The organism is Flammeovirga sp. MY04, from assembly GCF_001682195.2.
In the GTDB taxonomy this organism is placed as follows: domain Bacteria; phylum Bacteroidota; class Bacteroidia; order Cytophagales; family Flammeovirgaceae; genus Flammeovirga; species Flammeovirga yaeyamensis.
Map to the genome: position 1 here is coordinate 803,650 of NZ_CP003560.2, position 12,537 is coordinate 816,186.

The following is a 12,537-nucleotide window of genomic DNA, read 5'->3' on the forward strand; positions in this document are numbered from 1 at the left end:
ATTGTTCTATAACATAGTGAATAAATAAGATGATGTTAATGACCTTTTATGATTAATTTGAGTCTAAACCAATTTATTTCATTAAAAACATCAAAATTATAGTACTATGTGACTATTATTGTTAAGTGTATAACAAAGTGAAGTGGTGTATTATATTCTAGCTTGATATTTATATAGTTGATGATATCGTCCTTCCTTTTCAATTAATTCATCATGAGTTCCCTGCTCAATAATATTTCCTTGATGTAAAACGAGGATTTGATCTGCTTTTTGAATTGTACTTAACCTGTGTGCGATAACGATCGTGGTTCTACCTTTCATCAAACGATCAAGCGATTCTTGAATAAGCGCTTCACTTTCGGTATCTAAATTTGAGGTGGCTTCATCTAAAATAATAATTTTAGGATCAGCAATAATTGCTCTAGCAATAGCGACTCTCTGACGTTGACCTCCAGATAGCTTGACTCCACGTTCTCCGATGATAGTTTGAAGTCCTTCTTCAAAACGATCTGTAAATTCACTAACGTAAGCAGCATCCACCGCATTTTTAAATTCTTCTTCTGTTGCCGTTGGGTTAGAGAACTTGATATTCTCTTCTATGCTTCCTTCAAATAAGAAATCGTCTTGTAAAACTACACCTAAGTGTTGACGGTAACTGTATAGATCTACAAATCTAAGGTCTTGATCATCAATAAATATTTTACCAGAAGTTGGATTCAGAAAACTTGCAATAAGACTAGCAATAGTTGTTTTACCAGACCCAGAGGAACCTACTAACGCAGTAATTGTACCCGCTTTGGCTTCAATGTTTATATCATGAAGAACTTCTTTATTTTCTTCATATTCGAAATTGACATCTTTTAAAATAATGTTTCCCTGAATAGTATTTGGTACTTCTTCTTTTCGTTTATCATCATCATTTTCTCCGCTTAGATTCATTAATTCTTCTGTTCTATCTAAACCGGCGAAGGCCTCTGTCAATTGAGACCCAATGTTACTCATTTGAACAATAGGAGCGATCATGAATCCTAAATACAAGGTAAAAGCCAAGAAATCACCGATCGATAATTCACCTTGGATTATTTTATAACCACCAATACCCATAATTCCGGTAGACGCTACTCCAAGCAGAAAAGTAGAAGAAGAGGTCATGATCGCAGTAGAAGTCAAACTCTTTTTTACATTCTCGTATAAACGAATAGTACCTGCTTCGAATATCTTATTTTTTTGTTCTTCGGCATTAAACCCTTTAATAATTCTCACACCATTTAACGATTCCGTCAACCTACCAGTAACCTCAGCTCTTATTTTTCCTCTTTTTCTAAAAATAGGTCGGATAAATTTAAACGCCTTCAAAGAAATTAGGCCGAATATGGAAATAGGCACTAAAACAAAGAAAGTCATTGAAGGGCTAATATTGATAAGAAGAAAAAATGAAATGATAGCGGTAATCGAACCGCCAATCAATTGAACTAAACCTGTTCCAACCAAGTTTCTAACGCCTTCCACATCACTCATAATTCTAGAAACCAAAACACCTGATTTCGTATTATCAAAGTAACTGATAGGGAGAGACATCACATGTTTTTGAACTTTTACTCTAAGTTGAGCAATTAAGCGTTGTGCTTCAACAGAAAGCAAACGAGTTAATGCAAAACTACTTATCGCTTGTACAAATATGGCTGATATCACAGCAATAACAACCGTTTTAAGCATTTCAAAATCCTTATTGACGACCACATCATCCATTAAATATTTACTTGCTCCTGGCAAAACAAGTCCACATAATCGATTGATAATAATTAGGATGAGACCAATCAAAAGTAGTTTCCATCTTGGCCAAACAATATCTTTAAATACTTTGGTAATAGATACCTTTTTGGGGTTAGTTTGATTTTCTTTCAAAGTGTTCTGTAGGATAGTGAAAAAATATTTCCTTTAATAAAGTTACTCCAATTTTCGATAAATGAAATAAAAAAACCTATCCTTTAATGGATAGGTTTCAACACTTAAAGTGTTTAACAGTTAGTATTTGGGTTGTGTGTAATTTTTTCGCGTTGTGTGGGTTATTATTGTTAATCAAATTTAATTTTTTCTTAAACAGATGAAAAATAATGACCTCATATTCTTTATATAGTTCACACAATTCTAGTTATCCTTCAATTCCTTAAATTGTTTTTTTATCAAAATTAGAATTTGGTACATTTTCAATGATAATATTTTGACATTGAATAAAGTGCCTTGCATCATGGGCTATTAAAAACCGAAAAGTATCACCTGTTTTTAATCTTATAAACCTGCTAATTGATATTGGAATTTTTATATTTTCTAAATTCAATCCCTCACTTTGATTCAATAAGCTTTGTAACTCCTCTAGTTGTTGTTTTCTAATCTCCAAAACTGTAAGATCTAATTGACTTCCTATTGGATTTTTATCTGAAGGAGCAGGCATTGGGTTCTTTATGATATTATTTTTCGGTGATAACAGCTTAGTGAAATAATTTCCTATCATTCCACTCTTAAAGCTTTTTTTCTGTGTTTTATCAGATTTTTTGATGGCATCACTCAGTAATGGAATATAGATTTCACCATATAAATTCAAATGATAGAGACATTCTAAAACCGACCAACTTTTTTCATGACTTCTTCTGTTGAGCTCTTCTTCGGAGAAATCGGTAATTTTTTGCAATATTTCAAGATTATTTTGTACATCTTTCTTTAATTGATCGAGTAATTCAGTGTATTGGATTTTCATAAAACTAAAATTTTGAAGTGAGCAATGATTTTGATTTTCTTGAAATTTATATAAAACAAAGATGTTACAATTTGAGACGCTAATTCTTGATTGGAATCAAGATTTCATTATTCTACTTAAAGTTTCTGGAGACATTCTTAAGTATTGAGCAATGTATTTATGGGGGACTTCCTGGAAAAGTTGTGGACTTCTCTCAAATACTCTTTGATATCGCTCTTGTGGTGTACTGATTAGCAAGTCTATTTCTCTTTCCGATTGTTGTCTTATCAAATCTTCTAATACAGTGATGTAAAGGTCCTTCATTTCCATGTTATTTTGAATGAGTTGTTCAAATTCTCTTTTCTCAAGTATTGAAAAGGAACATTTTCTAATCACTTCAATATCGTAAAGCGAAGGCTGATTATTAAAGAAAGATGGGACCGATGCGATAATTGATCCTTTATAGCCAAGACGAATAGTAATTACATGTTCATCACCTAAAGTCACCCTAACCGCACCAGAATGAATTAAATATATTTTTGAAGCCATCTCCCCCGATTTCAAAATAAAACTTCCCCTTTGGTAGACTTTTTGATTTTCACCTAAAGAAAAATATTGATGGAGGAGTGTTCTAAAATCATTTTTCATGATATAAATGCTTGAAGAGATATTATTCATCTAATTTTAATGAATGAATAAATTCTAAATTAAAAGTAGTATTTTGCGACAGATTTTTTTGCTCATCTACATGAGCCATACAATTAATTAAAATTATGACTATCCAACGAGTAATTTCATTTTTTACGATCCTATTTTTATCGATTCCTTCTTTTGCACAAGATTTTGTCTTCGAAGGTTTAATTAATTCAGAATTAAAAGTAAGGATCAGATACAATTTAAGCGAGGATAAGAAAGCCGAGGGGTACTGTATTTTTGAAGCCACTCAAGAAAAACACTTACTATCTGGCGAACAAAAAGAAGATGGTTCGATCATTTTAAACCAAAAGAATGGGGAGAAATTTCAAGGTAAAGTGATGGCTTCTTATATGTACAAAGGAGTATATTTAAATACTGAAGGTGTTGAACAAGGTTCTTTTTTATTAACTAAAATAGATGCTACTAAAGAATCTGATGAAGCTTTATTAGTCGCAAAAGAAGAAGAACATGATGAGGTAAAACAATCCTTAACACCTCAAGAGATTGATCAAATCTTGACTACCTACCTTAAAGAATTTAGAGACTGTAATCAAAAAGGGATAGACCCAAGTAAATGTAGACAGTTTACTTCTATGGCCTTAACGGAAATCTTTAAAACAAATGACTTTAAAGATGAATATGTAGGTGGACAGTATCTAACGATGACTGAAGCTTATGATAAAATTGCTGCAGACAAAACTTGGAAAATGTTGGGAGATGGCAACCAAGCTACATTCACTGCTGCTCAGGAGAAAGCAAATAATGGAGAAATCGTATTAGTGGTATATCCTTTTAAAGGGTATATTCAAATAGCATTAATGAGAGCAGGTGATTTGAAAATGTCTTCTAAATGGGGAATGAAAGTGCCAACAGTATCTATTTATTTCCATAATGATCCAGAAAAATCATCTATTTCAAAATCTATCAACTATATCTGGAGAGGTCCTGATAATGTAGAAGTTTGGGTGAAAAAATAAAATAGAGGATATCTCATTTATCCACTTTACCTCGTATCACAAGTCCTGTAATTAATTTCGGGGCTTGTAATACGAGGTTTTATTGAATTATGAGACATCCTTGTTTTACACTAGAACCAATTGCACAATCACTTCATATTCCCTGCACAATACCCATAATCGAAACTTTTATGTACTACAGTTGTTTTATTATTAGAACCAACTGTAATACTTATGATAAGCCGAAAAGCCAAAATCTACAGACTCTTGTTACAAGCTATTGACCACGCAGGAATGGAACCCCAAGATAAAGAAAGAAGAAAAAAGCGTATCAAAAGCTTATTGAGAATTAAAGCCTTCAATGAAATTTCTAAAGGAGTTATTTTCGAAACTGAAAGTTCAATATTCGTTGTTGGAGCACACCTTCCTTACCTTACTTATCAAGGAAAGAGGATTATAGGTATGACGACAGATTCCCCTATGTATCGTTTATTTAAAGGGAAAAAATCAGGTGATACTATAGATTATGGTGCTGAAAAGGAATCAATTTCTATCTTATAATTGAATTTGCCTTATTGTTGCATTACGTTTTTTTATATCTTTGCAACAATGAACCTGACAAAGAAATCTATATTACTTCTCATGATCTTTGCCTATGCGGTATCTGTATTGCATAGCTTGGTAGGTCATGTCCATCATGATGCACTCGATCATGAGTATTCTTGTCAGCACAATCAACAACTTACATCGCCATCTAATTTTAAAGACAATTGTGATGACAATTTCTATGGGTTATTATCATGTTTATTAGCACAAATACATCATGATGAAAATTCACAGGATGTTGTCAAGTCAATACAATATAAGCTTACCCATTCAATTGTACAGTCTTTTGATGTGGTTAGTTTTCTATTCCTAGAATACCTAAATATTGAGCAAACGGAGGAAAAAGTACCTTCGTTTTTATATCAAAAACTAAAGCAACAACTCACATATACTGATGTCACTCTTCGGGGTCCTCCTAACTCAGTATCTTTTCTTAGATAAGCGATATTTCCTTTGCTTACCACATCCATTTATTTTTTTCAAATTTACGTTTAAAGTGTGTGATAATATGAGTTCATCCTACTTGTATTATTACAAACACATCTATTTTTTTATATAAAATGATTAATCAGATCATTTCCTTTTCAATAAAGAATAAATTATTGATAGGGGTTATGATGATATTCTGGATCATTGCGGGTATTTGGAGCATTACCAAAGTACCTGTCGATGCTGTACCTGATATCACCAATAACCAAGTACAAATCATTACTCAGGCCCCTAGTTTGGGTACTGAAGAAGTTGAACAATTTATTACGTATCCTATTGAACTCTCTATGGCAAACTTGCCGGATGTCATAGAGATCCGATCAGTTAGCCGATCGGGACTTTCTTTGGTTACCGTAGTATTTGATGACGACGCAGGTACTTATCTTCCAAGACAATTAGTGGCAGAGAAATTACCTGAAGTTAGAGAAAAGATACCTCAAGGTTTTGGAGAACCTTTTATTGGTCCAATTAGTACTGGACTAGGCGAAATTTATCAGTATACTTTAGAGGTTGCTCCAGAATTTAAGGACAAATATTCCCTCTCAGATCTTCGAACAATTCAGGATTGGATCATTAGACGACAGATGGCTATGGTTCCTGGAGTGGTAGAAGTCAATGCTTTTGGGGGCTACATCAAAGAATATGAAGTCAGCATAAGACCTGACCAACTAAATGCAATGGGTATTTCTATGGATGAAATCTTCACGGCTTTAGAAAAGAACAATCAAAACTCAGGAGCGGCTTATATCGTCAAAAATCATAAAGCCAATTACATTCGAGGAGAAGGTTTGGCGAGATCTATAGAGGATATAGAAAATATCGTTGTGGCTAACCAAGGTGGATTACCTATTCTTATCAAAGATGTGGGTAAAGTGCAATATGGTCATGCAGTAAGATACGGTGCACTCACCAAAGAAGGTGAAGGGGAAGCCGTTGGTGGTATGATTTTGATGCTGAAGGGAGCCAACTCTAGAAAAGTAATTCATGCTGTTCAAGATAGGGTAGAACTTATCCAAAAATCGCTGCCTGAAGGTGTGCAAATCAAAGAATTCTTGGCTAGAAACAAGTTAATTGATAAAACTACATCTACTGTATATCAAAATCTAATCGAAGGAGCACTGATTGTCATTTTTGTATTAGTGCTATTGTTAGGCAATTGGAGAGGTGGTTTTGTTGTGGCCTCAACCATCCCTTTGTCATTACTTTTTGCCTTTATTCTGATGCATCAATTTGATGTTTGGGCCAACCTAATGAGTTTAGGTGCCATGGATTTCGGAATTATTGTCGACGGAGCGGTAATTATTGTAGAAGCCACCATCTTTTTGATGTACAGTAAATTAAGGGGTAGCGGACTTTTATCTTCAGATCAAAAAGATGAACTCACTTATAAAGCCTCTTCTAAAATGATGAACTCTGCCTTTTTTGGTCAGCTAATCATCCTCATTGTTTTTGCTCCTATCCTTACTTTAGAAGGCGTTGAAGGTAAAATGTTCAAACCAATGGCTTTGGCATTCATGTTCGCCATGTTGGGGGTAATGATTCTATGTCTCACTTACGTTCCGATGATGTCCTCTTTATTTATCAAAGTAAAAGAAAACAGTCATGAAGGATGGGGAACGAAATTCATCAAATACCTCGAAAACCTTTATGTGCCACTTTTATCAAAGGCATTATCAAATGTGAAGTGGGTCATTGGAAGTTGCTTAGTATTGTTATGTATTACTGTAGGGATTTTTACTTCTCTTGGTGGGGAATTTATGACACAATTGGATGAAGGTGATATCGCTTACCATGTCATTTTAAAACCAGGATCATCCCTTGAAGAAAGTATTGCAGCGACGACACAGGTGGAGCAAATAATGAAAGAGAATTTCCCAGAGATTGAGCAGGTCATGAGCCGTATTGGTGTTGCGGAAGTACCTACCGATCCCATGCCATTTGATGTAGCCGATTGTTTAGTCATTCTCAAACCAAAGTCCGAATGGACTTCAGCGGAAACCAAAGAAGAACTAATTCAAAAGATTAAAGAGAAAGTTTCTCAAGTACCTGGAGTTAATTATGAGTTTACTCAGCCTATTGAAATGCGTTTTAACGAGTTGATTTCGGGTGTAAGGGAAGATATTGCCATTAAGTTATTTGGGGAAGATCTGAATATTTTGGCGGATAAAGCCAACGAGATTTCTAAGTTAATTGCAGGTGTAGAAGGTATTGGAGACATGAGAGTGGAAGCAACAGATGGACTTCCACAATACTCCATTAAGTATAACAGAAAGAAGATCGCACAATATGGTATGAACATCCAACAGTTGAACGATCTTATTCAAACGGCATTTGCAGGAAAGTCGGCAGGGTTAATTTTCGAAGGAGAAAAACGATTTGATTTGGTAGTGAGATTCGAAAAGGACCAACGCTCTTCTATCGATCAGTTAAAAGAATTGTTTGTCACTTTACCGAATGGAAAACAAATTCCTTTATACATTCTTGCTGAGATCAAAAATGAGTTGGGTCCCATGCAAATTAGTAGGGATAATACCCAAAGAAGAACCTATGTGGGTATTAATGTAAGAGGGCGAGATATTCAATCGGTCGTAAATGATGTGCAACAGATTTTAGATGAACAATTGGACTTACCTCCAGGGTATTTTATCAGATACGGAGGGCAATTCGAAAACCTAGAAAGAGCCAATAGACGTCTGAAAATTGTAGTGCCATTGGCTTTAGCATCCATTTTTATTCTTTTAATGATCGCTTTAAAATCTTGGAAACAAGCACTAATGATTAATGTAGCGATTCCATTTGCTTGTATAGGAGGAGTCGTAGGACTATGGGGAAGAGGCTTGCCATTTAGTATCTCTGCAGGTGTAGGATTTGTCGTGTTATTTGGTGTAGCGGTTCTGAATGGTTTAGTATTGATTGAAGGATGGAATGAGTTGAAATCCAATAAAAATCTACCATTAAAAGATCGAATTAAAGAAGGAGCTAAACGAAGAATAAGACCGATCTTATTAACAGCTATGACCGATATTTTAGGCTTCCTACCCATGGCTATTTCATCTAGTGCAGGGGCTGAGGTACAAAGACCTTTAGCTACAGTAGTAATCGGAGGAATGATTACCTCCACACTTTTAACCCTATTTGTTTTACCTGTTTTATATCAAATGATGGAAAAGAAAGAGAGCATAAAAGTGGCACCTTCAGTGTTGACAATGTTGATTTTATTTATTGGTATTCCTTCTCTTTTTAATGTCGTCAACGCTCAAGATCGATTGATTAAATCACAGGATGAAGCAGTTGAGATTGGTATGATTCAAAACGGATATATCATTAATGCTCAAAAAGGAGTGGAATGGATGGAAGTGGAGAAGAAAAGAGCTTTTGATATTGATAAACTACAATTAGATGCCAATTATGGTCAGTACAACAGTTACCACAATGATCTTGGTTTCGAGGTGACCCAAAACTTCAATTTCCCTACCGTCTATGGAAAGCAAAAAGGATTGGCCAAGGAAAAAGTAAGTGCTGCCGAGTTCCGTTTAGAATTGACCAAAAGTGAGATGAAGCGTGAGATCAAGAAAGCTTGGGAGACTCTTACTTATCTAAAGGAGAAAGAGATATTGATGAATTACCAGGACAGTATCTTCAAAGAATTTAAGCGGGCAGCACAGGTGCGGTATGAAACGCAAGCGACCAATTATCTAGCCTTGGCCTCCGCAGAAACTCAAGTGATGAAAATTGAAAACGATCTCTACTTGCTATCATCAGATATTTTGATTGAAGAGAATAAGTTGAGAGTGCTTTTACAAGACACAGTCGGTTTCACTTTTCAGACAAATGCACAAAAGAAAAGGTCCATAGAAGAATTTCTATCCACAGACCAATTGATGCATCACCCAAAATTGAATCAGATCAAACAGGAAATTCAGATATCGGAAGCCGAAAAGAAAGTGGCATCTGCCAAAATGCTACCGAATATAAAGTTGGGGTATTTCAATAATTCCATGACCGGAAGTATACTAGAAAACGGAGCTGCGGCAAGTTCGTCTACGAGATTCCAAGGGGTGAAAGTAGGTGTGGGAATTCCTTTATTCTTTGGCTCAGAAAAAGCAGCAATCAATCAGGCAAAACTGAAAGCACAGATGTCGCAAGTGGCAGCCGACCAATATTCCATAGAGTTGAAAGGGGAGTATTATCAATTGCATCAACAGAAACAGAAATTAGAAGGAAGCTTAAGGCATTACGAAGAAAAAGCCTTGCCTCAAGCCGAACGTATTATTGAGTTTGCCCAAAAAAGCTATCAGCTTGGAGCGATTAATTATGTGGAGTTTTTCCAGAATATTAATCAGAGTTTGGGCATCAAATACAACTATTTAACTACGGTGAATAATTACAATCAGGTAATTATTCAATTAGAGTACCTTATGAACAAATAAATCGACATGAAATATATTTATTTAATATTATCGGTGATATTCTTTACAGGATGTTATAACGGTAAGGCAGAAAAACATGAGGATCATCACGATGAACATCATGATGAACATGGAGAGGAAGTCCACCTTTCTGAGCTTCAATTTAAGAACATGAATATGGAACTTGGGAAGTTACAGAAAATGGATATTGGGGAATATGTAATGACCAACGGAACGTTAGAAGTGCCTCCTCAAAACGATGCGGCTGTGACGGCAATCATTGGGGCGAACATCAAGAAGATCTATGTGATTGAAGGAGAAAAGGTGAAAAAAGGACAGTTGTTGGCTTACCTATATCACCCTGATTTGATCAAGTTGCAGACCGATTATCAAGTAAAATCCCATCAATTGGAATTCTTGAAGGAGGAGTTCGAACGTCAGAAAAAATTATATGATGAAAAAGTGGGATCAGGAAAAGAATATCAAAAGGCGAGTGCCGATTATTACAGTACTTTAGGTGATGTCAACGGTTTATCAGCACAAATTAAAATGTTGGGTTTAAACGCTTCCAAGATAAAGTCAGGGCAAATATTCGAAAATGTACCCGTGTATGCTCCACTATCGGGGTATATCAAGGCAGTGGGAGTGAAGACAGGTCAATATGTACTTCCACAAACTGAAATGTTTCATGTCATTAACCTAGAAGATATTCATGTTGATCTAATGGTTTATGAAAAAGACGTTGCCAAAGTAAAAGAAGGTCAAAAAGTGATATTCACGACAGAAATGCACCCTAAAAAAATTAGAACGGCTAGCATTTTTAATATTGGTAGAGCTTTCGAAGAAGGACCTAAAGCCGTACATCTTCATGCGGATATCCACGATTTAAAGGAAGAACTTATTTCTGGAACTTATGTGAGAGGAAAGATTATGGTCAACTCCAACGAAGTATCAGCCCTGCCAAAAGCAGCAGTGGTACAAGAAGGAACAGAACATTTTGTCTTTACCGTTGAGAAAGAAGGAAAGGAGTGGTCTTTTAAACCAGTACAAGTAAATATAGGCAATGAGGATAACGGTCAGATAGAAATCAAACTTTTAGAAGAAGTAGAAATATCTGTCGACTTTGCCTTAAACAACGCTTATTATTTGATGGCGGAGATGAAAAAGGCAGAGGCGGAACATCACCATTAACAAGTGAAGAGTGAATAGGGAAGAGTGAAGGACGGAATTTTAGGTAGCAGGTAGCAGGTAGTAGGTGCTAAATTAACGCTCGTTATTTTTAATTAATAGGGAATAAGTAATACCTGAAGGCTTACACTGAGTTATCAAAGACCACTTTCCTTAGCGAGTCGACTTCAGTCACTCGTACGCGGACCACTTACACGAACCACTTACACATTAGAAATTATATTTATTGTTAGTTTGCGAACTCGTGCTAACGTAATGAGGAGCGTAAATTCCGAACCTACTACCTACTACCTGCTACCTGCTACCTACTACCTATTTTTAAAATTTTTAATTTCAAACCAGCATTTGGCTTTATAATTGAAATTATACACCTTAATTAACAACATATTATAAATATTACAATGATCAGCGATTGGGTAAATACATACGCAGATGATTTATATAGGTGGGTTTTAAAAAGGACCAACGATGTGCAGCTTTCTGAAGATCTTGTTCAGGAGACGTTCATTGCTGCCCATCAATCATTTGATAAATTCGAAGGGAAAAGTAGCCCAAAAACATGGTTGACGGCTATCCTTAAATATAAACTGATGGACCATTTTCGAAAGCAAGAGAAGAAGAAAGAGAAAGTAACTTCAGATTTTTTCTTTAACGAGAAGGGACATTGGAAAGAAGGAAACAACCCATACTTTTGGGGAGATACTGATGAACACCTATTGGATAACTCCGATTTTCAGAAGGTTTTAGCCAGTTGTTTATCGAATTTACCCGACCGATCTCGCATTGCCATCACCTCTAAATTTTTAGATGAAAAAAAAGCAGAGGAAATCTGTCATGATTTAGAAATTACTACGTCTAATTATTGGCAGCTGATCCACAGAGCGAAATTAAGTTTAAGAAATTGCCTACAGTTAAACTGGTTTAAGAATTAAGATGATGATTACATGCAAAAAAGCATCGGAATTAATCGATAAAGAAGCAGAAGTAGGGATTTCCTTTAAAGAGAAATTACAATTATCGTTTCATACTTTTATTTGTAAAGCATGTAAACAGTATAGAGTAATGAGTGATCAATTAGGAAATACACTACAGAAGTTTATCGGCAAAAGCCATGAGGATGCGACGCTCTCTGAAGCGAAAAAAGAAGAGATTTTAAAAAATTTGAAAAAAAATGATGATGAAGTGTAAGGACAGTATAAGTTCTACGACTAATTATCAAAACCTTTAAAATTATGACCACCGCACTCACGGTAAAGTTGTGGATTAAGTTAGTGAGTGAGGTTGTGTGATAAGCAAAAGAGGAGGTTTTAAAGCCTCCTCTCTTTATTTTTTTCCTGTTATGAACATTTTATTGACCCTAATGTAAGAGGCCTTGGAGATGATCCGGGGCTTTTTTGTTGGGCAGGGGATATCACATCACAATCATCGACTCAGGTATCTCCAGGAAGTGTGCAACCCT

10 protein-coding genes are annotated in these 12,537 nt (G+C 35.4%); 7 read left to right on the forward strand and 3 right to left on the reverse strand.

Translation table 11 applies throughout. The features are described 5' to 3' along the window. Positions 1–150: 150 nt before the first annotated feature. The 3 genes from MY04_RS03225 to MY04_RS03235 form a co-directional block, all read right to left on the reverse strand. Complete coding sequence (locus MY04_RS03225; RefSeq protein WP_084005748.1) at positions 151–1,905, reverse strand: ABC transporter ATP-binding protein; 1,755 nt, start codon at positions 1,903–1,905, stop codon at positions 151–153. Positions 1,906–2,167: 262 nt separating this feature from the next. Next, positions 2,168–2,755, reverse strand: coding sequence for a DinB family protein (locus tag MY04_RS03230; protein ID WP_066206238.1), 588 nt, complete (start codon positions 2,753–2,755; stop codon positions 2,168–2,170). A 96-nt stretch (positions 2,756–2,851) separates the two neighbouring features. Continuing rightward, the gene (locus MY04_RS03235; RefSeq protein WP_066212995.1) at positions 2,852–3,382 is read right to left on the reverse strand and encodes a Crp/Fnr family transcriptional regulator; all 531 of its coding nucleotides are present in this window, start codon (positions 3,380–3,382) and stop codon (positions 2,852–2,854) included. A gap of 125 nt (positions 3,383–3,507) precedes the next feature. On the opposite strand from MY04_RS03235, the gene MY04_RS03240 reads away from it, so the two are divergent. The 7 genes from MY04_RS03240 (at position 3,508) to MY04_RS03270 (ending at position 12,266) form a co-directional block, all read left to right on the forward strand. Continuing rightward, complete coding sequence (locus tag MY04_RS03240; protein WP_066206241.1) at positions 3,508–4,407, forward strand: hypothetical protein; 900 nt, start codon at positions 3,508–3,510, stop codon at positions 4,405–4,407. Positions 4,408–4,620: 213 nt separating this feature from the next. Further along, positions 4,621–4,947, forward strand: coding sequence for a hypothetical protein (locus MY04_RS03245; RefSeq protein WP_066206244.1), 327 nt, complete (start codon positions 4,621–4,623; stop codon positions 4,945–4,947). Between the two features lie 81 nt (positions 4,948–5,028). Then, on the forward strand, positions 5,029–5,433 hold the full coding sequence (locus MY04_RS03250; RefSeq protein ID WP_158297538.1) for a hypothetical protein: 405 nt from the start codon (positions 5,029–5,031) through the stop codon (positions 5,431–5,433). A gap of 119 nt (positions 5,434–5,552) precedes the next feature. Beyond that, positions 5,553–9,911 carry a CusA/CzcA family heavy metal efflux RND transporter gene (locus MY04_RS03255; RefSeq protein WP_066206251.1) on the forward strand — a complete coding sequence of 1,453 codons (4,359 nt, stop codon included), beginning with the start codon at positions 5,553–5,555 and terminating at the stop codon, positions 9,909–9,911. Between the two features lie 6 nt (positions 9,912–9,917). Further along, positions 9,918–11,081 (forward strand): efflux RND transporter periplasmic adaptor subunit, encoded by a 1,164-nt coding sequence (locus tag MY04_RS03260; protein ID WP_066206254.1) that lies wholly within the window; start codon positions 9,918–9,920, stop codon positions 11,079–11,081. Positions 11,082–11,479: 398 nt separating this feature from the next. Further along, entirely contained in the window at positions 11,480–12,010 is a 531-nt protein-coding gene (locus tag MY04_RS03265; RefSeq protein WP_066206257.1) for a sigma-70 family RNA polymerase sigma factor, read from the forward strand. A 1-nt stretch (position 12,011) separates the two neighbouring features. Continuing rightward, positions 12,012–12,266 carry a hypothetical protein gene (locus tag MY04_RS03270; protein ID WP_066206259.1) on the forward strand — a complete coding sequence of 85 codons (255 nt, stop codon included), beginning with the start codon at positions 12,012–12,014 and terminating at the stop codon, positions 12,264–12,266. Positions 12,267–12,537: the final 271 nt, after the last annotated feature.